Here is a 23039-nt window from a genome sequence, read left to right on the forward strand (position 1 = left end):
CGCAGCCGTCCTGGCGGTCAAAAAAAACGGCGCCCGCAGCGCCGTTTTTGCCATTCCCCAAGCTTACTTCAACACCTATCCCACCGTGCCGATAATGCTCACTTCGCGGTTTTCCGGGATTTCGTTATACGACAGCACATGCAGGCCCGGCGCGAACAGGCGCGCATAGCGGGCCAGCAGCGGACGGATCTGCGGCAGCACCAGCAGCAGCGGCGGCGTCGCCTGCTGCTTCATCTGCTCGCGCGCCACCGGCATGTTCACTTGCAGCTGCGACAACAGGTGCGGGTCGATCGGATAATTATCCAGGGTCACCTTGCCCGACTGGCGTGCCTGGTTCAGCGAACCGAGCAGCATGTTTTCCAGCTCGCCACCGAGGTTGAAAGCCTGCATTTCCATCTTCTGGCCGAACAGGCTGCTGACGATCTGGCGCCGCAGCGCGCAGCGCACTTCGGCCGCCAGCAGGATGGGGTCCTTGGTGGTTTCCGAACTGTCGAGCAAGGTGGTGGCGATGGGCACGATATCCTTCAAGGACACGTTTTCGGCCAGCAAGACGCGGAATACGCGCAGCATCTGCGTGTGCGTCAGGGCCTTGTCCAGCGCGCCGGCCAGTTTCGGCGACAGGGCCGTCAGGCGCTCCATCATGCTGGTGACGTCTTCGTGGCGGAACAGTTCCGGCAAGTATTCGCGCACCATCTTCGACAAGTGCGTGGCGATCACGCTGGGCGCCTCGATGACCTGGTAGCCCAGGCCCAGCGCATGCGCCTTCTCGCCTGGCTCGATCCACGTCACGGGCATGCCGTAGGCGGGCTCGATGCCGGGAATGCCGTCGAGCTGGCCATATACGTTGGGCGACGGAATGGCCATCAGGCGGTCGGCCTGCACTTCCGCCTGCGCCACCACGGTGCCGGACAGCACGATCGCGTATTGCGAGGGCTTCAGGGCCAGGTCGTCGCGCACGCCGATATTCGGCAGCAGCAAGCCCATGGATTCGGACAGGCTCTGGCGCACGCCCTTGACGCGCTTGTTCAGCGGTTCGCCCTGGGTCTTGTCCACCATGCCCACCAGCTTGTAGCCCAGCATGACCATCAGCGGCTGCACGGCGGGCAGCTGCTGCCACTCCAGTTCCGCGGGCTTGTCGTCCCGCAAGGCCGCCTCGATGGCCGCCATGCCGGCCGCATCGGGCCCCTTCACGCGCTTGGTGAGGCGCCAGGCGACAAAGCCCAGCACGGCGGCAAAGGTCATGAACATGAACCATGGCATGCCCGGGATCAGGGCCAGCGCCACCATCATGCCGGCCGCGCTGAAGATCACCGTTGGCGACGTCAGCACCTGGCCCGCCACCTGCTGTTCGAAGTCGCCCGAATCGCTGATGCGCGTCACCAGGATGGCGGCGGCGGCCGACAGCAGCAGCGCCGGGATCTGCGCCACCAGGCCATCGCCGATGGTCAGCAGTGCGTACTGGCGGAACGCGTCGCCAAACGACAGGTCGTGCATCAGCGAGCCGATGGCCACGCCGCCCACCATGTTGATGATCAGGATCAGGATACTGGCGACGGCGTCGCCGCGCACGAACTTCGAGGCGCCGTCCATGGCGCCGTAGAAATCCGCTTCGGCGGCCACGTCCTTGCGGCGGATCTGGGCTTTTTCCTGGTTGATCAGGCCGGCGTTCAGGTCGGCATCGATGGCCATCTGCTTGCCCGGCAAGGCGTCCAGGGTGAAGCGTGCCGACACCTCGGAAATACGCTCGGCGCCCTTGGTGACGACGGCGAAGTTGATGATCATCAAGATCACGAAGACGACGATACCGACGACGAAGTTGCCGCCGATGACCACGTTGCCGAAGGCCTCGATCACCTTGCCGGCCGCGTCCGCGCCCGTATGGCCGTGCAGCAGCACCACGCGGGTGGATGCCACGTTCAGCGTCAGCCTGAGCATGGTGGTGGCCAGGATCACCGTCGGGAAGACGGAGAAATCGAGCGGCCGCTTGGCCGAGACGCTGACCAGGATGACGATCAGTGCCAGCACGATATTGAAAGTGAACAAGATATCGAGCAGCACTGGCGGCAGCGGCAAGATGATCATCGCCAGGATCACCAGCAAGAACAGCGGCGTGGCGAACTTGTGGCGGCGCATTTCAGCAACCACTCTGTTCAGGAAATTCATGAAGGTACTACCTCGCTCAAATGAGATGGCACGACCACCTCGGTGGGAAATGGGGGCTGGGCGGCACGCTGCCCAGAACGGAATGCTTTCAGCTGCAGTATGTAATTGAGCACCTGCGACACGGCCTGGTACAACTGCACCGGTATCTGCTGCTGTACCTGGCTGGTGTTGTAGATGGCGCGCGCCAGCGGCGGCAGCTCCAGCGTCTCGATATGGTGTTCCTTCGCCACCTGGCGGATATACAGCGCCATCTCGTCGACGCCCTTGGCAACGACAAACGGCGCCTCGGCGCGGTCCTGGTCATACTTCAAGGCGACAGCGTAATGCTCGGGGTTGACGATCACCACGTCGGCGTCGGGCACGGTCTTGCGCACGCTGCGCCGGCCGATCTGCTGCTGCAGCTGGCGGATGCGCTGGCGCACTTCGGGCCGGCCTTCGCTGGTCTTGTGCTCTTCCTTGACATCCTGCTTGCTCATGCGCTGGTTACGGGCAAAGAAAAACGCCTGCGCCGGCACGTCGATGATGGCAAACAGCACGAACACGGAAATGAGCGCCATCAGGCCGTCGAGCATCAGCGCGGAACCGTCAAGCATGGCCTGCGTGAGCGGGCGGTGCTGCAAATCGACGTAATGCGTCAGGCTGGAACGGCTGACATGCACCAGCACCAGGCCCAGCACGGAGGCCTTGGCGATGGACAGGCCGAACTCAAAACCATGCTTGGGCGTGATCAGGCGACCCAGATTCTTGGCCGGACTCAGGCGCTCCATCTTCGGCATCCAGTTCTTCGTGGTGATGACCCAGCCGCCGGGTATCAGCGAACCGAGCACCACGAACAGGGGCACGCAAAACAGCGGCACGATCATCTTGATCAGCAAGCCAACGGAGGTGGTAAACGCCATCGACATGGCATTGTCCAGCGCGCCCTTGCTGTCGAGCGGCATGAAGGCCATGGCGAACAGTTCGCGAAAAGTGTCCAGGTAGCCGGGCAGCAGATAGATGAACACCTTCATGCTGATCAGAATGCCCAGCGCCGTCGACAGGTCGCGCGAGCGCACCACCTGCCCTTCCTGGCGCGACTTCTTCAGCTTTTGCTGTGACGCCTTTTCGGTTTTGTCGCCGGTGCTGCTATCCGCCATGGGCCACCCGCATCTGCTCCTGGATCATGTCCAAGACGCGATTGGTCATCGCCACATAATGTTCCGGCACGTAGCGCACGATCTGCGCCAGCATTACCAGGCCGAACAGGGTAATCATGGAAAACCCCAGCGAAAACAGGTTCAGCGACGGCGCCACGCGGTTCAGGAAGCCAAAGCCCAGCTGCACCACCATGGTGGAAAAGACGATCGGCAAGGCCAGCAGCATGGCGGCGGCGAAGATCCACGCCACGTTGTAGGCCACCGTCTGCAGCAGCAGCGGGCCATAGCCCTGCCCCACGGGCCAGGCCGTGAAACTGGCGCCGATCACGCCCGTCAGCACCAGGTGGCCGTCGATGGCGAAAAAGACGATCATGCACATGATGGTCAGCAGCCCCGTGATCACGTCCGACGAAGTGCCGTTCAGCGGGTCATTCATGACGGCCATGGAAAAGCCCACCTGGCTCGAGACCAGGTAGCCGAGGACCGACATCACGGACATGGCGAAGTGGAATGCCAGGCCCAGGATGAAGCCGATGACGGCCTGTTCCAGGGTGGCAACGGCGGCATGCAGCGAGAATGGATCGATCTTCAGCAGCTCCTGCGAGGCACCCGACGCCTGCATGACGGGCAGCATCAGGATCGCCAGCACCAGCGACAGCAGCACGCGCACGGGCGTGGGCACCATCGCGTCGCCCACCACGGGCGAGGCGCTGAGCATGGCCAGGATGCGGCAGAACGGCCACCACACGGCCAGCAGAAACGGCAGCACCTGATTGAAAATCTGATCCATGGGCGCGCGGCGCTATCCGACCAGGGTGGCCGCGCGCTGAAAAATGGAAACGCAATAATCCATCAGGTAGCCCGACATCCAGCGCCCGGCCAGGATCAGGGCCAGCAAGGTGACCAGCAGGCGCGGCAGGAAGCTCAAGGTCTGCTCGTTGATCGACGTGGCGGCCTGCACCAGCGCCACCACCAGGCCCATGAGCAGGCCCGGCACGACCAGGATCACCACCAGCAGCATGACGATATGCAGCGCTTCGATGATCAGGTCGACGGCAACTTCAGGGGTAAACATGGGTCAGTAGCCCTGTATGCTGGTAACGAGGGTGTTGACGGTCAGGGTCCAGCCGTCGACGAGCACGAACAGCAGCAGCTTGAACGGCAATGAGATCACCAGCGGCGAAAGCATCATCATGCCCATGGCCATCAGCACGGAGGCCACCACCAGATCGATGATCAAAAACGGAATGAACAGCATGCAGCCGATCTGGAACGCCGTCTTGAGTTCGGACAACACGAACGCGGCCAGCTTGACCGTGAAGCTGTGGTCTTGCGGGCGCATGGTCGACGGTTCGCCCGCCAAATGGGCGATCTGCGCCAGCGCGGCCTTGCTCGTTTGCGCCAGCATGAACCGCGAAATCGGCACTTCGGCGATCTTCAGCGCTTCCTGCATGCCGATCTGGTCGCGGTCGTAGGGCACGAATGCGTCCTTCCACACCTGGTCGCCGATGGGACGCATGACGAGCAGGGTCAGGATCAGGGCGATGCCCGTGACGATACGGTTGGGCAAGCCCTGCTGCAGGCCCAGGGCCTGGCGCAGCAGGGACAGCACGATGACGAAGCGGGTAAAGCTGGTCATCATCATGACCATCACGGGCAGCAGCCCGAGCAGGGTCATGACGACGAGGATCTGCATCTTCACCGACAGGTCGGTCTTCGCGCCCGGCACCACGCCGGACAATAAATCCTGCGCGCCGGCGGCGCTGCAGCACAGCATCAGCACGGGCACGGCGAGCGCCGCCGCCAGCGGGCCGTGGCGCCGGGTCACACCGGGTACCGCCAGCTTCATGCTGTCATCAGGTCGAGATTGAGGCCGTCGAGGTCGATGACTTTCAGGCCGTAGTTCTCGCCCGCCACCACCACTTCGGCGCGGCCGATCGGCGTGCCGTTGACCTTGATCACCAGCGGTTCGCCGGCCAGCATGTCGAGTTCGATCACGCTTTCCGGGCCGATGGCCATCAGTTCTTCCAGCGAGATGCGCGCCGAGCCCACTTCCAGGGTCAGGGTCACGGGAATCTTGCGCATCATTTGCGGGATGTCGCGTCGCGCGCGGGTACTGGCAACGTCGGCGACTTCGCCCTGGTCGATGATCATATCGTCGCCCAGGTCTTCCAGCAGGGTTTCGCTCTGGTTGGTATCGGTCATATTCATATTATTCGACATCTTCAAATGAGGTTAAACAGAGCTTGCCCTTGTGTTCGGAAACGGCTGCTGTAAATAAACGGGAGTCGTCGAGCATGACGTCAGTGCGGCTCAGGCTGACGGGAATCACGTCGCCCACGCGCAAGTCGAACAAGGCGCCCAGCTGCACCTGCTTGCTGACGAGGCGGCCTTCCAGGGTCACCTGCAGGCGCGAAGCGAGCGGGCGCACGCTGCGCAGGGCCTTCTTGGCCTGCGCGCGCTCGGGCAGCAGGCCGCGCAGCACGTCGGCCATCACGCGCTTGTCCAGCGAAAACCAGAAGGTGCCGCTCTGCCCCGCCTCGACGTCGCTGAGCGCGACGGTGACGATCCAGCTGCCGCGCGCCGGATGCACGCCCGACTGCACGACAGGCGCGGCATTCGCATCGATGGCGCTGGACTTGCCCAGCGTTTGCAGGTTCTTGTCGATGCGGGCGAACAGGCTGGATACCAACTGTTGTCCCAGCACCACAGCCAGACGCTCTTCCGTGGCCGTCACGCGCACCAGCGCCGGATCGGGCAGCACGCCCTTGGCGCCGGCACTACCATAGCGATAGTTCAGCACGCTTAAAAGGATCTGGCGCTCGAGGGTAAAGCCGGCCTGGCCGGCCGGCGTGGAGAAACTCAGCCAGCGGTTCACGCTGTCCTCGTTCTCGACGCGCGACAGGGTCACGCCGTCGATCTGAAAATTACCCCAGTAGCGGCGGCTCATGGGCTGGCGCAGGGCCACGGCCAGGTCGTCGCGCAGCTGGGCGCCGAACACATGCAGCAAATGGACAGGACGTCCGAGCAGACAGGAATCCAGGACTTGATGGCGCGCAGTTTGATCTGTCTTGGTAATGGTTGTCATGTAGTGGTCATGTCGGTATTGCGGTGGCAGAACAAATTATACGGATCGCCCGAAATTAAATACAGCATCATCTTGGCCTTGCTGACGGCAGCGCAAGCAAACGATTGCGCATCGTATCGCATGCTGGATGGCTACGGTGCTGAACAATACATGAAAATCCTAAATATTGCCATGTATCAATATTCCTTGAGCCAATCCTCTCTTTACTTTATAGTTGCCGCGAGGTAAGCTTATAGCGACAAAATGTAGATTTGCAGTGCGCCATTCCGCTTACCTGATTCCGGTTTTCATGGCAGTTTTCAGTTCCTCTTATTGCCACCGGTAGAAACTTTTATCAGCTATATATTGGTTGTCATGGCCGTGTAAATCACCTCGGCGTAGGTTGCTGAGTCTGTGCTTGGATCTGCTTGCAGCGGATGGTGTGGCAACTGATAAAACTGATGGGTTCCGCGGCAGCGCCGGGACTGGAATGGCAACACCAGTATTTCTGATTGATACGTCACCGCATATTGAAAGTAGAGGGCAAGATGAGCAACGAACTCGCAGGTCTGATCAAGGCCGACCTGGCAGCACTGACCAATGACGCACGCGCCCTGGGCGCCAGCATCATGCCGGCCGCCCAATTTGGCGCGCCGGAACAATCGGGCTTCTCGTTCGCGCAAAGCATGAAAGACGCCGTCGGCAAGGTCAACAACGATGACCGCATGGCCGCGCAAAAAATGAGCGACGTCGACAGCGGCAAGAGCGACGACCTGGTCGGCGCCATGCTGGCCAGCCAGGAAGCGAGCCTGTCCTTCTCCATGTTGATGCAAGTGCGCAACAAAGTCATGGGCGCCGTCGACGAACTCATCAAACTGCCTCTGTAAGATTCACGCCCAGATCCACGCCCAGCCTCCCAGCGAAAGTTACCCCAAGTGATTACCCCCATGAAGTCCGCATTTGCGCGCTGGCGCCTTGGTGCCCAGCCCGCCATCCCGCCCGCCCTGCTGAAGAACCTGGTCCCCATCGTCGTGCTGGCCATCGGCATCACCGCCATGGTGACCATGTACTTCTGGCGCGACCAGGCCAACTACAAGCCGGTCTTCGGCGCGCGCGAAAAAGTGGCCGTGACGGACATGATGGCAACCCTCGACGCCGAGCACATCCCCTACCGCCTGCATCCGGACAGCGGCCAGGTGCTGGTGCCCGACGCCATGCTGGGCAAGGTGCGCATGCTGCTGGCCTCGAAAGGCGTGACGGCGCAGCTGCCGGCCGGCCTGGAGCTGATGGACAAGAATGACCCGCTGGGCGTCTCGCAATTCGTGCAGGACGTGCGCTTCCGCCGCGGCCTGGAAGGCGAGCTGGCGCAAAGCATCATGACGATGGACGCCATCGCTTCGGCGCGCGTCCATTTGTCGATTGCCAAGTCGACCTCGTTCGTCGCCAGCGACGGCGACAAGTCGTCCGCTTCCATCGTCGTGGCGCTGAAGCCGGGCCGCACCCTGGCGCCGGAACAGATCGCCGCCGTCATCAACATGGTGTCGGGCAGCGTCGCCAGCCTGGCGCCCACGCGCGTGAGCCTGGTCGACCAGGGCGGCAACCTGCTGTCCTCGCACATCGACCTGACGGACGGTTTCGACGCCTCGGCCGCCGGCAATGAAGGCGCCAAGCGCTTCCAGGATGACATCCGCCGCAACGTCACGGGCCTGCTCGGCCCCGTCATCGGCGAAGATAACTTCAAGCTCAGCGTGACGGCCGCCGTGAACAACGACCGCGTGGACGAAACGCTGGAAAAATACGGCGAAGCCCCGAAAGTGACGAGCGAAGCGATGCGCGAAGAGCAGGAGCGCAACCGCACCGTGGCCGGCATTCCCGGCAGCCTGTCGAACCGTCCGCCTGCCGCCGCCGTGCCCGCCCCTGCCGATGCGGCCGGCGCCGCGCCGGCCGATGGCGCGCCGAAGCCGTCCGACGACGGCACGGCCCGCAAGAACGCCACCACGCGCCAGTACGCGTACGACCGCAGCATCACGCAGATCAAGCGCAGCCGTGGCCGCCTGGAAAAACTCAGCGTCGCCGTCGTCCTCAACAGCGCCGCCGCGCCGAACCCGAAAACCGGCTGGACCCCTGGCGAACTGGGCAACATCGAAAAAATGCTCAACAGCGGCCTGGGCATCAACGCCCAGCGCGGCGACAGCCTGAGCCTGACGGCGCTGCCCTTCCCCGCCAAGCCGCCGGTGGCGCAGTGGTGGGAAGAGCGCGATACCGTCGTCGACTTCAGCAGCTGGCTGCTGTACGCGCTGGGCGCCGTGCTCGGCTACTTCCTGATCCTGCGCCCCCTGATGCGCCTGCTGACCTCGCGCCTGGCGCCGCCAACCCTCAAGCAGCTCGATCCCGCCATGGCCCTGCCCGGCAGCCCGGCTGCCGGCGCGAATGGCGTGACGGTGCCCGGCGCCCCCGCCCTGGGCCTGAACGGCGTGCCGGCCCTGGAAGGCGAAGCGGCTGCGTCCGGCAGCATGCCGGTGGTGCCGCTGCTGGAAAATTATGACTTGCCGCCACCTGGCTCGGCGGTCGACGTGATGGTCGACCACCTGAAAGTGCTGGCTGAAAAAGAACCCGAGCGTGTCGCCGAAGTCGTCAAACAATGGATGCAGAAAAATGGCCGAACTCAACAACAATAATCTCCCTGACGACGCAGAATTCGAGAGCGTCAGCCTGAATCCCGTGGAGCAGGCCGCCATCGTGCTGCTGAGCATGGGCGAAGAGCAGGCCGCCAACGTGCTGCGCTGCCTGTCGCGCGAAGAATTGCTCGAAGTGACGCAAGTGATGTCGCGCATGAGCGGCATCAAGGTCGAGGCCGTGAAAACGGCCATGCAAACCTTCTTCGACGACTACCGCCAGCAAAGCGGCGTGCATGGCGCCTCGCGCAGCTACCTGAAGCGCTCGCTGGACATGGCGCTGGGCAGCGATATCGCAAATAGCGTGCTGAACAACATTTACGGCGATGCCATCCGCCCGAAAATGGCGCGCCTGCAGTGGGCCTCGCCAAAATGGCTGGCCGAATACATCGTCAACGAACACGTGCAGATGCAAGCCGTCTTCCTGGCCTTTTTGCCGCCCGCGCTGGCCGGCCAGATCCTCGACGCCCTGCCCGTCGAAGGCCGCGACCTGGTGCTGCTGAACCTGGCGCGCCTGGACGAGATCGACCGCGACCTGCTGGTCGAGCTCGATGAACTGGTGGGCCGCTGCCTGGGCACGCTCGACACGCAAAGCACCAGCGTGGAAGGCATCCGCCAGGCCGCCGAGATCCTCAACCGCATGCCGGGCAACCGCGCCGCGCTGGTCGAACTGCTGCGCGCGCACGATCCGGAAGTGGTGTCGGAAATCGAGCTGAGCATGTACGACTTCCTGATCCTCGCCACGCAAAGCGATGTCACGCTCACGCGCATCCTGGAAGACGTGCCGATGGAACAGTGGGCCATCGCCCTCAAGGGCGCGGAGCCGTCGATCCGCGATGCCGTGCTGAAAACCATGCCGCGCCGCCAGGCACAGAGCTTCGAAGACATGATGCGCCGTTCCGGCCCCGTGCCGCTGTCGCGCATCGAACAGACGCGCCAGGAAATCATGGCCACCGTCAAGGGCCTCGCCGATGCGGGCGAGATCGAAGTGCAACTGTTTGCCGAAGCGGTGATTGAATGAAGCACTTTCGCTCGTATCGTTTTCCGCCCCTGTCGCAGTTCATCGCCGCCGGCCAGCGCGCCTCGAACGAGGACACGGACGGCCAGTGGCAGGCGTCCGTCTCGGAAGGTTTCGAGCAGGGCCAGCGCGACGGCTATGAAGTGGGCCTGGTGCAAGGCCAGCAGGATGGCTACGACGCCGGACGCAGCGACGGCATGGCGCACGGCCGCGAAGAAGGCCGCAATGAAACCCTGGTGGCGCTGGACCGCCTGGCGCGTCCCGTCGACGCCATCTTGCGCGACCTGAAAAAAGTGCGCGCCGACTACCGCGCAGCGCAGCGCAAGGAAGTGGTCGACCTGGTGGCCAAGGTGGCGCGCCAGGTGATCCGCGCCGAACTGGCGCTGCAGCCAGTGCAATTGCTGGCCCTGGTCGACGAGACCCTGGCCTCGATGCCGCCCACGCGCGAGGAGATCGACGTCTTCCTCAATCCGGAAGAATTGAAGCGTATCAGCGAACTCGATCCGAAGCGCGCCAAGCGCTGGAACCTGATCGCCGACGCCCGCCTCGACGCGGGCGAATGCCGCATCAAGGCGGGCGACAATGAAGTCGACGCCGGCTGCCATCAGCGCCTGTCGGCCTGCATGGAACAGGTCAGCAGCCATCTGGCGCTGGCCGCCGAACACGCGGACCAGGGCACGCCTGCATGATCGCCGACACGCTGCGCAGTTTCGAGATCGGCGACATCCCGGTCGCGACGCCGACCGGCCGCCTGGTCGGCGCTTCCGGCTTGCTGCTGGAAAGCGCCGGCTGCCGTTTGCACACGGGCCAGCGTTGTCAGATCGAAACTGTGAATGGCGAGTGGCTCGATGCGCAAGTCGTCGGCTTCCGTGAAAAGCTCTCTTACCTGATGCCTTTCAAGAAGGCCTCGGGACTGACCACGGGCGCGCGCGTGCTGCCCCTGCCCGACAAGGCCAGCCTGCAGATCGGCCCCTCGTGGCTGGGCCGCATGGTCAATGGCCTGGGCGAGCCGATCGACGACCTGGGCCGCCTCGGTGGCGAACACATCCTGGAAGTGACGCCGCCGAAGATCAATCCCCTGAAGAAACAACCCGTGGTCGAGCCGCTGGACGTGGGCGTGCGGGCCATCAACAGCATGCTGACCCTGGGCAAGGGCCAGCGCGTGGGTCTGATGGCCGGTTCCGGCGTCGGCAAGAGCGTGCTGCTGGGCCTGATCACGCGCCAGACGGTGGCCGACGTGGTCGTCGTCGGCCTGATCGGCGAACGGGGCCGCGAAGTGCGCGAATTCGTCGAAAAATCGCTGGGCGCGGAAGGCTTGAAAAAAGCCGTGCTGGTGATCGCCCCTGCCGACGAATCGCCCTTGATGCGCATCATGGCCACCGAACTGTGCCATTCCATCGCCGCCCATTACCGCGACCAGGGCAAGCACGTGCTGCTGCTGGTCGATTCGCTCACGCGCTACGCGATGGCGCTGCGCGAAGTGGCGCTGGCCCTGGGCGAGCCGCCGGCCACGCGCGGCTATCCGCCGTCCGTCTTTTCGAATTTGCCGCAACTGGTGGAGAGCGCCGGCAATGGCGCCCACCCGGAAGGCAGCATGAGCGCCATCTACACGGTGCTGGCCGAAGGCGACGACCAGCAGGACCCCGTGGTCGACACGGCGCGCGCGATTCTCGACGGCCATATCGTGCTCACGCGCGAACTGGCCGAGCGGGGCCACTACCCCGCCATCGACATCGCCGCCTCGATCAGCCGCTGCATGGCGCAGGTGATCACGCCCGAGCACATGCTGGCGGCGCGGGCGCTGAAGGCATCGATGGCGCGCCATGCGCGCGTGCGCGACCTGATCCCCCTGGGCGCCTACGTGCCCGGCGCCGACCCCATCACCGACCGCGCCGTGCAATTGCACGGGCCCATCGAGGCCTTCCTGTGCCAGGGCACCAAGGAAGAGGCGCCGATGGGCCCGTGCATCGCACAACTTGAACAGATCATGGCCTAGGAGCATTTGTGAGCGACGCGCATACCATCCGCAACCTGACTACCCTGGTCGGCTTGCGCAGCACCGAAGTGGAACGCCTGCAAGGCGAAATGGCCGCCCAGACGGCCGTGCGCGAGCGCTACCAGAAAAACCTGGAGCGCCTCACGGGCCTGTACACGGATAGCGGCCCCAGCGGCGCCCTGCCTCTGGCCCTGTCCGTCAACTGCGGCAATTTCAAGCAAGCCGTCATGCAGATGGCCGACCAGCACCGTACCGACCTGCATTTGCATGAAGCCAACATGGCCATTTCGCAGCGGGCCCTGAACACGGCGTGGGCCAAGCGCGAGGTGCTGGACCAGGTGCTGACGCAAAAACAGCAGCATGTTGCAAACAAGCAACAACGTACCGATGCCAAGCGGCAAGACGAGCTGGCGACCCAATTCTGGTTCCGCGGGCAGGTAAAATGAGCTTTGTGTAAGTTTCTTTCAGGAAAATTTCACGAAACGGGAATGGGGGTCGCCTTGTACCGGTATATCCCTTTATTCAGGAGTCTGGCATGGCAAGCGTAATTACTTCACCGGTCTACGATCCGATCACCACCGCAAAAAACCTGGCGACCAAGGAAATTGCGGCGCAGCAAGCAGCACTGACGGCGAAAAACACGCTGGCCAACAATACCAGCACGGCGCTGAACAACATGAAGTCGGCCATCTCCGCCTTCCAGCTGGCCATGTCGGCCATGACCACCAGCAAGTCCGTGCTGAGCCAAGCGGCCACCTTCCCCTCCGCGGGCTATGGCACGGCGACGGCCGGCATCAATGCCGCGCCCGGCACGTACAGCTTTTTCGTGGAAAAACTGGCCACGGCCAGCCAGCTGTCGTACGGCGGCCTGACAGGCGTCGCCACGGCTGACGGCACGGGCACGCTGAAAGTGAAAATCGGCGATGGCGTGGGCGACAATACGCTCGACATCGACCTGGCCGCCGCCGACAAGGATGGCAACGGCACCCTGACGCCGCAGGAAATCGCCGCCGCCATCAATGGCAACAGCAAGAACAACTCGCGCGTGACGGCATCCATCGTCACCATCGGCAACGAAGCACAACTGGTGCTGACGTCGAATGTGACGGGTGTCGCCAATGCCGCCACGCTCGATGCCAGCGGCGTCACCAACGTCGCGCTGAAAGGCGCGCTGATCGCGCCAGCCAACTTCAAGGAAGTAGTCAAGGCCGACGACGCCATCGTCTGGCTGGGCAACAAGGATACGGGCACCAAAATCACACAGGCGTCGAATACCTTCACCAACGTGCAGGACGTGAAGATCACCTTCACGCGCGCCATGTCGGCCGCCGAAGCGCCGGTGCTGCTGACGGTCGCCACCGACAACGCCGGCACCATCGCCAATGTGCAGACCTTCGTCGACGCCTACAACAAGCTGAAAACCCTGATCGACGGCCTGGCCAGCCCGGGCGACCCGGCCAAGGGCGTGGCCGCCGGCATTTTCGCCCATGATTCGGGCCTGAACGCGCTGCGCACCAGCATGGGCAATGCCCTGCGCATGAGCATCGGCGGCGATTCGCTGGTGTCGTATGGCATCACGGCGCAGCGCGACGGCACGATCAGCCTGAACAGCGCCAAGCTGACGGCCAAGCTGGCAACCAACCCGACGGGCCTGGACCAGCTGTTCGGCAATAACAGCCTGTCCGCGCCGGCTGGCGTGCTGGGCGGCCTGGACAAGGTGCTGGGCCAGTGGAGCAACGTCACCAAGGGCCAGATCAAGCAGCGCCTGGAAGCGACCGATACCCTGCAAAAAAGCCTGAACAAGAGCATGGACCGCCTGAATACGCAGTATGACAACTCGTACAAGCGCTACCTCGACCAATTTACGCGCCTGCAGATTTTGCAGGAACAGATGAACAAAAACGTCGACATGTTCGACGCCATGTTTGGCAACGATAAATCCTAAGGCGAGCGTGCCTGCCGCGCCGCCGCAAGTTCTGACAGTGAGAAACAAGACATGTTAAACAATGAAGCTTACGGCAACTACCATGCAGTCAACCTGGATGCCCAGACCTCGCGCGCCTCGCCCGTGGAACTGGTGCTGGTCCTGACGGACGGCCTGCTGGAAGAACTGGCGCGCGCGCGCGGGCATATCGTGGGCAAACGCTACGAACAGAAGGCGATCAGCCTGGATAAATGCACGCAGATCATCAACGGTCTGTCGAGCTCGCTCGATTTCGACAATGGCGGCGAAGTGGTGGTCAACCTGGCGCGCCTGTACGACTATTGCGTGGCGCGCCTGTACACGGCCGGCATCAAGCTCGACCCGACCCTGATCGACGAAGTGACGACCTTGATGACGACCATCAAGCGGGGCTGGGTGGGCGTGCAGGCCAACAATGCCTAGGCGCAGCGCACTGCAGCAGCTGGGCCGTCAATTTGCCGCCGCCAGCGAGCAGGCAGACTGGGCAGCACTGGAACGGCTTTCCGCCACCCTGGCGAAAAACCTGCCCTTGCTGGCCGAACGGGGCGCATGGAATGCGCTGGAACAAACAGAATTGTTGCAATTGCGCAAAATTCACGCGCAAGCGGTTAAAATTTGCTCTGCGGAAAAAGAACGCCTGGGTCTGCACCTGGGTGCATTACAGGCAAATAAGGAAGGTTGGGTCGCCTACGCCGCGCTCGGCGAATTCGACTCTGAAGGGTATCAAGCATGATCATGAACTTCAACACGGCGCCGGCCGCTCCGGCATCGACGGGCAATGCGGCGCCTGCAGCGGCAGCGCCGCAGGCCGGTCTCTTGCCCGGCACGCCAGGCTATGGCAGCAGCGCGGCCGCGCCAGGCACGGCCGCCGCGCCTGCCGCCCTGCCCCTGTTCGCGCAGGCGCTCGATGTGGCGACGGTAGAAGAACCCGGTACGCCCGCGGCCGAGACCGGCGCGCCAGTCAAGGATGGCGACAGCGACAGCCAGGCCGACAGCACCCTGCCTGCCATGGCGCCCCCTGTCATCGGCTTGCCGGTGGCCCTGCTGCCGCCAACGGATGCGGCCGCGGCTGAAGCACGCGCCGCCGCCCTGGCGCAGACCCAGTCCGGCGCGGCGCAAGCCAATCCGGCACTCACCATCAGCATGCATCCGGCGGCGGTCACCTTGAACGCCCAGGCAACGCCGCAGGCGGCAGGCCGCGACACGCGCGAACCGCTGGCCGCCGCCAATCCGCTGCCGGCGGCAAAGAGCGGCAGCGGCACCCTGCCCGCCGCCTTCGACGCCGTGCTGGCACAGGCAGCGCCCGCACCTGCCGCACCTGCCGCGCGCGACGGCGAACGCGCCGCCACGCCCGTCGCTGCCGCCGCCCCGAATCCGGGCCTGGCAGGCGCCGTGACCAACGCCGCCACGACGGCGCCCGCCGGCGACACCATCAAACTCAACGGTCCTGCGCAGCAATGGCAGGAGCCCCTGCGCGAAGCGCTGGGCGAACGCCTGCAGACGCAGATCGGCCGCAACAGCGAGCACGCGACGATCCGCCTCGACCCACCGATGCTGGGCCGCATCGAAATCTCCATCCGCCATACGGCCGGCGCGCTGCAAGTCAACGTGACGGCATCGAATGCGGAAGTGCTGCGCCAGTTGCAGGGCATCGGCGAAAACATGCGCAGCGACCTGGCGCAGCGCCAGTACACCGACGTGGCCGTGAATATCAGCGCCACGCCGCGCAGCCCCGCCGCCCAGGCGTTTGCCGAAGGCGATGCGCGCGGCCAGCGTCAGCCAGGCCGCCAGCAGGACGATGCCGAACCGGGCCGCGCCCTGTCCGACGGCACGCCGTCCGGCACTTCCACCACTTACGCCATGCATGAGCGAGAAACCGCCTGATGAATATGAAAATGAAACTGATCGGCGGCTTCGTCGCCGTGGCCGTGCTGGCCGCCGGCGCGGCTGGCGGCGCCATGTGGTACCTGGCCAAGCCGGTTGCCGGCCATGCCGAGACCGCCGAAGCGAAAGCCTCGCCACCGCCTGCCACGGGCAAGAAGGCACGCAAGTTCCTCACGCTCGACAAGGTCATCGTGATGCTGCGCCGCGGTCCTGGCGACACGGACACGCATTACCTGTCGGCCGACCTGGTGATCGCCACCACCGAGGAAAAGGAAAAGCTGACCAAGGACCACCTGCCGCTGATGCGCTCGATCGCCGTCAGCACCTTGTCCAGCTTCCCCATGGACAAGGCCCAGACCATGACGGTGGAACAGTACGCGGAACAGATCAACAAGGCCTTCAATGTCAGCTACGAGCGCGAACAGATGGAAAAGCCGTTCACGGAAGTCATGGTCGGCAAGCTGATCATTGAATAAGCCGACGCCAACACGCCAGCCGACCTAGTGGGAGACCCCGTGGCCTATGTAGAGCAATACCAGGAAGCGTACGGCGCCGGCGAATATGCCGCCGCCAGCGCTTGCGCGGCCGTGCTCAGCGTTGCTGAAGAGCAACAACATCTGGTGGCGTATGCGCCGTTGGTGAAACGCATCGTGCGCCAGCTCAATTCGCAGGTATCGGGCGCCATCGACCGCGACGACATGGAGCAAATTGGACTGATGGGCTTGCTCGAAGCGCTGCGCCGCTACGGCGTGCCGGACCAGTCGTTCGGCAGCTATGCCAGCCTGCGCATCCGCGGCGCCATCCTCGACGAATTGCGGCGCCAGGACTGGCGCCCGCGCGCCGTGCGCCAGGAAAGCCATCGCTTGCGCGACAGCGTGCGCGCCCTCACCCGGCGCCTGGGGCGCGAGCCGCAGGAAGCGGAAATCATGGCCGCGCTGAAGCTGACGCCGGAAGCCTTCCAGGAATACCAGCTGGCGGAAAACGCCGAGCTGATCGCCAGTTTCGATGAAGTGCTGCAGGAAAGCCTGGGACAGGCGGACAGCGCGCCCAGCCCGGAAGAGCAATTGATGGTGCGGCGCAGCCTCGAACAAGCCTTGCGCGCGCTCGACGAACGCGAACAGCGCGTGGTGCAGATGTATTACGAATTCGAATTGAGCTATAAGGAAATTGCCGCCGTGCTGGACTTGAGCGACGCCCGCGTCTGCCAGCTGAACAAGACGGCACTGGGCAAGATGAAAGCCATGCTGCAAGACGCATAAGTTTCCGTACTAGTTTTAGAAAAACTCATCAAATTGACGCAGTACAATGACGCAGAAAGGCAGTTGACATGGTAATTATCGGTATCTTAATCGTGATGGGGTGTGTATTCGGAGGCTTCGCCCTGATGGGCGGCACCGTCCACGCGATCTGGCAACCGGTCGAGTTGATCATCATCATCGGCGCCGCCGTTGGCGCCCTGGTGCTGGGCAACCCCAAGCATGTACTCGGTGAAATGCTGCACCAGATGCGCAAGATCGTCACGCACAAGAAGCAAGGCTCGGAATTCCAGCGCCAGTTGCTGCTGCTGATGTATGAACTGCTGCAAACGGCCGCCGGCGGCCTGAAGGCCCTGGACGCCCACGTCGAGGCGCCGCGCGAAAGCGCCCTGTTCCAGCGCTACCCGCTGGTACTGGAAGAGCCGAAACTGCTGGCCTTTATCGTCGACAACTTCCGCCTGATGGCCATGGGCAAGATCAACGCGCACGAGCTCGAAGGCGTGCTGGAGCAGGAGCTGGAAGCCATCCACGACGAATTGCTGCAACCGTCGAAGTCGCTGCACAAGATCGCCGAAGCCATGCCCGGTTTCGGCATCCTGGCCGCCGTGCTCGGCATCGTGATGGCCATGAATTCCGTGGCCGACGGCGCCGATGCGGCGGAAATTTCGGAAAAAGTGGGCGCCGCCATGGTCGGTACCTTCATCGGCATCTTCTTCTGCTACGGCGTGCTCGACCCGATGTGCAACATGATGAAACAGCTGGTCGGTGAAGAAGGCTCGACCATGGAATGCGTGAAGGTCGTGCTGGTCACGCACGTGGCGGGCAAACCGCCCCTGCTGGCCATCGATGCGGGCCGCCGCCTGGTGCAGCTGAACATCAAGCCGAGTTTCGCCCAGCTGGAAAGCTGGATCAATGCGCTGGAAGATGGCGGCGCCGAACAAGAGCAAGGCCAAGGCCGGGGAGGCCGCCGTGCTAAAGCCGCATGAGAAACATGAACAGGCCATCATCAAGCGTGCCGGACGCAAGCACGACGACGATGGCCACGGCGGCGCCTGGAAAGTCGCGTTCGCCGACTTTTGCCTGGCCCTGCTGTCGCTGTTCCTCGTGCTGTGGCTGATGGCCGCGCGCGAGCAGCAGGCGATGAAGGAAATCATGATGGATGCATCGGCAGGCAGCCGCCAGGGCGAAGGCCAGGGCGTCATGCCGGAACAGAAAGGCGGCCCGCGCGGCAGCCTGATCGAGCGCTTCCCCATGCCCCGCAAGGGCACGGGCGACACGCGCACGGAAGGCAAGCAGGCGCAGGATGGCAAGGCCGGCTCGGCCCCGCAAAACCAGACCAAGGTCAGCTACCAGTCGCCGGAAGACTTGCTGGCCCTGTCGCGCGCGCTCGACAAGCTCAGCGATGAAGCGGGATTGAAGAGCAACTTGCAGTCGGTGATCACGCCCTACGGCTTGCGCGTCATGCTGCACGATACGGACAAGCAAGGCATGTTCGTGCGCGGCAGCGCCGTGCCGACGGACCGCTTCCGCAAGCTGCTGCGCCAGATGGGTCCCGTGTTTGCCCAGATGGAGAACCAGATGCTGATCGTCGGCCACACCGATTCGATGCAATATGCGAATACGGGCTATGAAGGCTATTCGAACTGGACCCTGTCGGCCAACCGCGCCATGTCGGCGCGCGCGCAATTGCTGATCGGCAGCATGAGTCCGGACAGCGTCCTGCAAGTGGTGGGCATGGCCGACCGCGCGCCGCTGGACGTGAAAAACGCCAGCGCCGGCATCAACCGCCGCATCGAACTGTTAATATTGACGCGTGGACAGGCAGACAGCATCGCCGCCATGTTCGGCATGGCCGGACAAAAGGCGCAAGGCGAAGAGTTGCAAGTGGGCGAACCGGATGCGGGAACCTTGCAGCGCCTGCGCGACAAACTGGGCTTGCCCGCCAGGAAAGAGCGGGACGAGCATGCAAATTAAAGGCAAGGGACATCGTATGAAAATCTCCTCCGGCAATACCGGCGCAACCGTGCGCAGCGGCGCCGTGGCGCCTGCCGAGGCGATCGCCGAGCATGGCGCTGCCGGTGCGGTGACGCCCGGTTCGGCCGCTGGCGAACAGATGCAGTCGGCCGTGCTGCAACCGGCCATGGCCGCCCTACGCACCATGCCCGACATCGACCACGAAAGAGTGGCCATGCTGCGCGATGCGCTGGCCAAGGGCGAATTACCCTTCGACCCGTCGAAACTGGCGGGCCTGATCCAGCGTTTCCACGGCGGTGAGTCGTGACCGCCCCGCGCAAGGGCATCACGCGCCAGGAAGCCGTGCGCCGCGTGCTGCAAGGCATGGCCGACGATAGCCTCGGCTACGCCGCCCTGCAAGCCTTGCTGGAAGAACAATTCCAGGCCACCCTGCGCCACCAGAGCGCGCAGCTGACGGCGCTGGCCGACCAGGTTATCGCAGCCGTCGAGCCCCTCGACGCGCGCCGGCGCCAGCGGGTCAGCCTCGTCACCGCGCTGCTCGGTCCGCAGGGCGACATGCCGCAGCTGTTTGCCCTGTTGCAAGAAGATGCGCGCAGCAAGGCCCAGGCCGACTGGGTGGCGCTGGAACAGATGGTGCTCGAATGCAAGCGCCTGAATGCCCGCAACAGCGAATTATTAACGGAACAGTACAGCATCATGCAGCGCGTGCTGCATGGCGAGGAAGATACGTATGCGCCAGGCTGATTTTTCACAGATGCGCGCGATGGCCGCCACGCCGTCGACGCTGGCGACAACTGCCGTGCAGAGCAATATGCGCGCCACGCCTGCGACGGCGGCAGCCGGCAGTTTTGGCAGCGTGTTCCAGCAGGTGCAGGGCGAAGTGGCCCGTTTTATCGAACAGGGCGGCGGCAGCGCCACCACCCTGAATCCGCAAGGGCGCGCCTACCTGGAGCAGAGCCAGCCCGTGAATGTGCTGGGCAGCATCAACCAGGGTGGCGAGATCGGCGAAGTGCAGCAGCAGTTCCTCGCCTCGATCAAGCCCTGGACGGAAGAAACGGGCGCGCGCCTGGGCGTGGCGCCGGAAATCGTCGCCGCCCATGCGGCGCTGGAATCGGGCTGGGGCCAGCGTCCCCTGCGCCAGGGCACGGGTGCCGACACGAATAACCTGTTCGGCATCAAGGCCGGCGGCAAATGGCAGGGCGACGTGGCCAGCAATGTCACCACCGAGTACGAGGCAGGCAGCGGCACGGCCCTGAAGAAAACGGAACGTTTCCGCAGCTACCCGGACCAGGCCAGCGCCTTCCGCGACTATGCGCAAGTGCTGCTGGACAATCCCCGCTACCGCCCCGCCCTCAACACGGGCAAGGACGCGGGCGCCTTCGCGCAAGGCCTGGCGCGCGGCGGCTATGCCACCGATCCCCACTATGCGGCCAAGCTGACCCAGCTGGCGACGCGCCTGCAGCGCACGGCCGCCGCCGAGTAGTTCCGCCGGGTCGTTCCCTGAGCGGCCGACAATCTCGGCCGGCGCTCCCTTAACGGCCGGGAATCTCGGCCGGCGCTCCCTTAACGGCCGGGAATCTCGGCCGGTTCCACCACGCCCGCATCGACCACCCTGGCGCGTATCACCGTGCCGCTGGTGGCGTTGCGCACGCGAATCACCTGCCCCAGCGCGCCCGGGTCCATCGCCTCGCCCGCCATGCTCACTTCCACCTGTTCCTTGCGCGCGACGATGCTGACGGCACTGCCCCGCTTGATCAGCATGGGCGCGGCCAGCTGGCCCTGGCGCAGCACTTCCCCCGCGCGCAGGCTGCGCCGGCTCGACAGTCCCACGGCGTCGGGCAAGGAGGCAATACTGTCCGGCAGCATCGTCACGTCGCGCCGCGCCAGCGCCACGTCGCCCGCCTGCAGCGGCGTATTCGCCGTCACGGGCACGCTGGTAACGGCGACTTGCGCCGTGATGGCGCCGCGCACCAGCATCTCGTAGCGCCAACCGTTGCTCCCAGGACACACTGCAACAAAGCGCATGCGCTGGGCCGAACGGCTGTCCGCCGCCTCGAGCGCGACCGGCGCCGCACAGGCGGGAATGGGGCGCGCGCTTTTCACCACGGCGACTTGAAACTGCGGTTCCAGCAAGCCTGCGGCGTCCGCTTGATGCGCTAATTGCTCGCGCGCCAACTGTTCTACTCGCGAAAATATATTGTCGGCTGGCAATTCTGCGCGTCCTGCACTACTATATAGGCTGGTCAGAAAAAATAGGCCCGGAAGCAGTATGTGAGGACGTGGCATCTTGTTTCGCATCATCGTAATGCTGTTGAAATGAATCATTGCTAACCTTAATCAAAGATACTGAAGCGGCATGACCTTACCATGCGTCAACATGACCAGGCTGGGATTTTACCTCCGCACCACCTATTTTCTAGCCCGAACTGCAAAAAGCACGATCGAATTCAATACAAAGGATGACCATGGGGATTAATTTCAAGGACGCGCTCGGCGTGCATGCCGACGCGCTCGCACTGCGCGCCGACCGCACACGCGTGCTGGCAGCCAACATCGCCAATGAAAACACGCCGGGCTTCCAGGCCATGGACATGGATTTCGGCAGCGCCCTGCAGCAGTTGCAGGACAACGAAGCGGGCCTGCTGTCGACCGATGACGACGCCAGCGCCCTGTACCGAGTACCCTACCACCCCAGCCGCGACGGCAACACCGTCGAAATCGGCGTCGAACAGGCGGCCTTCTCGCAGAACGCCACCGACTTCCAGACCAGCCTCACTTTCGTCAACATGAAACTGAAGGGTCTGTCCAAGGCCATTTCCGGACAATAAGGAACAGCATGAGCTTCCAGGATATTTCCAAGATCGCCGGTTCGGCGATGGCGGCGCAAACCGTGCGCCTGAATACCATCGCCAGCAACCTGGCCAATGCCGATTCCGTTGCCGGCTCCGAAGGCGAAACCTACCGCGCGCGCAAGCCCGTGTTTTCCGCCGTGATGGATGGCGCCAGCGGCGCGGGCGGCCGCGTGCAGGTGCTCGACGTGGTGCAAAGCGACGAACCGCTGCGCAAGGTCTACGAACCGGGCCATCCGATGGCCAATGCCGACGGCATGGTGTACTACCCCAACGTCAATCAGGTGGCCGAGATGACCGACATGATGTCGGCCTCGCGCGCGTTTGAAACGAATGTCGAAGTTCTGGGCCGCATCAAGTCGATGCAGCAGTCGCTCCTCAAATTAGGTGAAGCATAAGCCATGGAAACCAATCTCTTTACAAACAATACCAGCAGCAGCGGTACGAACAGCAATGCCGTGGCCTCGAACAACAATGCCACGCAAGACATGTTTACCAAACTGCTGGTGGCGCAGATCAAGAACCAGGACCCGCTGGCGCCGACCGACCCTAGCCAGTTCGTCAATCAATTGACGCAGCAGGCGCAGACGGAAGCGATGCAGAACCTGTCGGCGCTGACCAGCGCCAATGCCAGCGTGCTGCAATCGATGCAGGTGCTGGCCCTGGGCGCGCAGGTGGGTTCCGAAGTGATGGTCAATACCGACACGGTTCAGATCGACAAGAACACGGTCAGCGGCAGCATCGCGCTGGCCGCCACCAGCAGCAAGACCACCGTCACCCTGAAAGGTGCCGACGACAAGGAATACAAGATCGAACTGGGCGCCAAGGCGGCCGGCACGGTGCCGTTCACCATCGATCCCGTGGCGCTGGGCTTGCCCACCGGCACCTACACCATGTCGGTGAGCACCAGCAGCACAGAAAAACCGACGGTCGATATCGCAGGCAAGCTCAACAGCGTGCGCCTGTCGTCCTCCGGCAACATGATTCTGAGCGTGTCGAACCTGGGCGAAGTCAACCCTGGCGCGATCACGGGCTTTAACGGCAAGACGGCCTGATCC

The 23039-nt window shown here is 63.6% G+C and carries 28 protein-coding genes; 20 read left to right on the plus strand and 8 right to left on the minus strand.

Annotated elements, in window-relative coordinates:
• Positions 1-75: 75 nt before the first annotated feature.
• Genes ACZ92H_RS13690 through ACZ92H_RS13720 form a run of 7 tightly spaced genes read right to left on the minus strand, consistent with a single transcriptional unit; the run spans position 76 to position 6387 of the window.
• Positions 76-2163 carry a flagellar biosynthesis protein FlhA gene (locus ACZ92H_RS13690; RefSeq protein ID WP_131378781.1) on the minus strand — a complete coding sequence of 696 codons (2088 nt, stop codon included), beginning with the start codon at positions 2161-2163 and terminating at the stop codon, positions 76-78.
• Entirely contained in the window at positions 2160-3299 is a 1140-nt protein-coding gene (locus tag ACZ92H_RS13695; RefSeq protein WP_465049785.1) for an EscU/YscU/HrcU family type III secretion system export apparatus switch protein, read from the minus strand. The genes ACZ92H_RS13690 and ACZ92H_RS13695 overlap by 4 nt, the downstream gene beginning before the upstream one ends.
• Entirely contained in the window at positions 3289-4089 is an 801-nt protein-coding gene (locus tag ACZ92H_RS13700) for a flagellar biosynthetic protein FliR (RefSeq protein WP_131378785.1), read from the minus strand. The genes ACZ92H_RS13695 and ACZ92H_RS13700 overlap by 11 nt, the downstream gene beginning before the upstream one ends.
• 12 nt (positions 4090-4101) lie before the next feature.
• Complete coding sequence (locus ACZ92H_RS13705) at positions 4102-4374, minus strand: flagellar biosynthetic protein FliQ (RefSeq protein WP_131378787.1); 273 nt, start codon at positions 4372-4374, stop codon at positions 4102-4104.
• 3 nt (positions 4375-4377) lie between these two features.
• Entirely contained in the window at positions 4378-5148 is a 771-nt protein-coding gene (fliP, locus tag ACZ92H_RS13710; protein ID WP_131378789.1) for a flagellar type III secretion system pore protein FliP, read from the minus strand.
• Positions 5145-5510 carry a FliM/FliN family flagellar motor switch protein gene (locus tag ACZ92H_RS13715; protein ID WP_131378791.1) on the minus strand — a complete coding sequence of 122 codons (366 nt, stop codon included), beginning with the start codon at positions 5508-5510 and terminating at the stop codon, positions 5145-5147. Before ACZ92H_RS13715 ends, fliP begins: the two co-directional genes overlap by 4 nt.
• A gap of 1 nt (position 5511) precedes the next feature.
• Complete coding sequence (locus ACZ92H_RS13720; protein WP_465049786.1) at positions 5512-6387, minus strand: FliM/FliN family flagellar motor switch protein; 876 nt, start codon at positions 6385-6387, stop codon at positions 5512-5514.
• Positions 6388-6914: 527 nt separating this feature from the next.
• Between ACZ92H_RS13720 and ACZ92H_RS13725 the strand changes: the two genes are divergently transcribed.
• The 17 genes from ACZ92H_RS13725 to ACZ92H_RS13805 all read left to right on the plus strand — a co-directional run bounded on the left by ACZ92H_RS13725 (position 6915) and on the right by ACZ92H_RS13805 (position 20615).
• Positions 6915-7253, plus strand: a complete 339-nt coding sequence (locus tag ACZ92H_RS13725; protein ID WP_465049787.1) for a flagellar hook-basal body complex protein FliE — start codon at positions 6915-6917, stop codon at positions 7251-7253.
• Between the two features lie 60 nt (positions 7254-7313).
• Complete coding sequence (gene fliF, locus ACZ92H_RS13730; RefSeq protein WP_465049788.1) at positions 7314-9044, plus strand: flagellar basal-body MS-ring/collar protein FliF; 1731 nt, start codon at positions 7314-7316, stop codon at positions 9042-9044.
• A complete protein-coding gene (locus ACZ92H_RS13735; protein ID WP_131378797.1) occupies positions 9022-10062 on the plus strand; it encodes a flagellar motor switch protein FliG in 1041 nt (346 codons plus the stop codon). Before fliF ends, ACZ92H_RS13735 begins: the two co-directional genes overlap by 23 nt.
• Positions 10059-10748 carry a flagellar assembly protein FliH gene (gene fliH, locus ACZ92H_RS13740; RefSeq protein ID WP_131378799.1) on the plus strand — a complete coding sequence of 230 codons (690 nt, stop codon included), beginning with the start codon at positions 10059-10061 and terminating at the stop codon, positions 10746-10748. Before ACZ92H_RS13735 ends, fliH begins: the two co-directional genes overlap by 4 nt.
• A complete protein-coding gene (gene fliI, locus ACZ92H_RS13745) occupies positions 10745-12055 on the plus strand; it encodes a flagellar protein export ATPase FliI (protein WP_465049789.1) in 1311 nt (436 codons plus the stop codon). Before fliH ends, fliI begins: the two co-directional genes overlap by 4 nt.
• Before the next feature lie 8 nt (positions 12056-12063).
• Positions 12064-12501 (plus strand): flagellar export protein FliJ, encoded by a 438-nt coding sequence (locus ACZ92H_RS13750; RefSeq protein WP_131378803.1) that lies wholly within the window; start codon positions 12064-12066, stop codon positions 12499-12501.
• Positions 12502-12590: 89 nt separating this feature from the next.
• Complete coding sequence (gene fliD / locus ACZ92H_RS13755) at positions 12591-14000, plus strand: flagellar filament capping protein FliD (RefSeq protein WP_131378805.1); 1410 nt, start codon at positions 12591-12593, stop codon at positions 13998-14000.
• Positions 14001-14051: 51 nt separating this feature from the next.
• Positions 14052-14441 carry a flagellar export chaperone FliS gene (gene fliS / locus ACZ92H_RS13760; protein WP_092802392.1) on the plus strand — a complete coding sequence of 130 codons (390 nt, stop codon included), beginning with the start codon at positions 14052-14054 and terminating at the stop codon, positions 14439-14441.
• Positions 14434-14751: a hypothetical protein gene (locus tag ACZ92H_RS13765; protein WP_465049790.1), complete on the plus strand. Its 318-nt coding sequence runs from the start codon at positions 14434-14436 to the stop codon at positions 14749-14751. The genes fliS and ACZ92H_RS13765 overlap by 8 nt, the downstream gene beginning before the upstream one ends.
• Complete coding sequence (locus ACZ92H_RS13770; protein WP_465049791.1) at positions 14748-15902, plus strand: flagellar hook-length control protein FliK; 1155 nt, start codon at positions 14748-14750, stop codon at positions 15900-15902. Before ACZ92H_RS13765 ends, ACZ92H_RS13770 begins: the two co-directional genes overlap by 4 nt.
• Entirely contained in the window at positions 15902-16378 is a 477-nt protein-coding gene (locus ACZ92H_RS13775) for a flagellar basal body-associated FliL family protein (RefSeq protein WP_465049792.1), read from the plus strand. The genes ACZ92H_RS13770 and ACZ92H_RS13775 overlap by 1 nt, the downstream gene beginning before the upstream one ends.
• A 39-nt stretch (positions 16379-16417) precedes the next feature.
• Complete coding sequence (locus ACZ92H_RS13780; protein ID WP_131378812.1) at positions 16418-17161, plus strand: FliA/WhiG family RNA polymerase sigma factor; 744 nt, start codon at positions 16418-16420, stop codon at positions 17159-17161.
• A gap of 68 nt (positions 17162-17229) precedes the next feature.
• Positions 17230-18144 (plus strand): flagellar motor stator protein MotA, encoded by a 915-nt coding sequence (gene motA / locus ACZ92H_RS13785; protein WP_034757817.1) that lies wholly within the window; start codon positions 17230-17232, stop codon positions 18142-18144.
• Complete coding sequence (locus tag ACZ92H_RS13790; protein WP_131378814.1) at positions 18071-19132, plus strand: flagellar motor protein MotB; 1062 nt, start codon at positions 18071-18073, stop codon at positions 19130-19132. Before motA ends, ACZ92H_RS13790 begins: the two co-directional genes overlap by 74 nt.
• Positions 19133-19148: 16 nt before the next feature.
• On the plus strand, positions 19149-19439 hold the full coding sequence (gene flgM / locus ACZ92H_RS13795; RefSeq protein ID WP_465049793.1) for a flagellar biosynthesis anti-sigma factor FlgM: 291 nt from the start codon (positions 19149-19151) through the stop codon (positions 19437-19439).
• Positions 19436-19876, plus strand: a complete 441-nt coding sequence (gene flgN, locus ACZ92H_RS13800; RefSeq protein WP_131378818.1) for a flagellar export chaperone FlgN — start codon at positions 19436-19438, stop codon at positions 19874-19876. The genes flgM and flgN overlap by 4 nt, the downstream gene beginning before the upstream one ends.
• Complete coding sequence (locus ACZ92H_RS13805) at positions 19863-20615, plus strand: glycoside hydrolase family 73 protein (RefSeq protein ID WP_131378820.1); 753 nt, start codon at positions 19863-19865, stop codon at positions 20613-20615. The genes flgN and ACZ92H_RS13805 overlap by 14 nt, the downstream gene beginning before the upstream one ends.
• Before the next feature lie 80 nt (positions 20616-20695).
• Here ACZ92H_RS13805 and flgA read toward each other — a convergent pair whose 3' ends face one another.
• Complete coding sequence (gene flgA / locus ACZ92H_RS13810; protein WP_465049794.1) at positions 20696-21265, minus strand: flagellar basal body P-ring formation chaperone FlgA; 570 nt, start codon at positions 21263-21265, stop codon at positions 20696-20698.
• A gap of 332 nt (positions 21266-21597) precedes the next feature.
• Between flgA and flgB the strand changes: the two genes are divergently transcribed.
• The 3 genes from flgB to ACZ92H_RS13825 are packed head-to-tail and all read left to right on the plus strand — an operon-like array spanning position 21598 to position 23036.
• Positions 21598-21960, plus strand: coding sequence for a flagellar basal body rod protein FlgB (gene flgB / locus ACZ92H_RS13815; RefSeq protein ID WP_034758109.1), 363 nt, complete (start codon positions 21598-21600; stop codon positions 21958-21960).
• 8 nt (positions 21961-21968) lie between these two features.
• On the plus strand, positions 21969-22379 hold the full coding sequence (gene flgC, locus ACZ92H_RS13820) for a flagellar basal body rod protein FlgC (protein WP_071324110.1): 411 nt from the start codon (positions 21969-21971) through the stop codon (positions 22377-22379).
• A gap of 3 nt (positions 22380-22382) precedes the next feature.
• The gene (locus ACZ92H_RS13825; protein ID WP_465049795.1) at positions 22383-23036 is read left to right on the plus strand and encodes a flagellar hook capping FlgD N-terminal domain-containing protein; all 654 of its coding nucleotides are present in this window, start codon (positions 22383-22385) and stop codon (positions 23034-23036) included.
• The last annotated feature ends 3 nt before the right edge of the window (positions 23037-23039 follow it).

Source organism: Janthinobacterium foliorum, assembly GCF_978021625.1.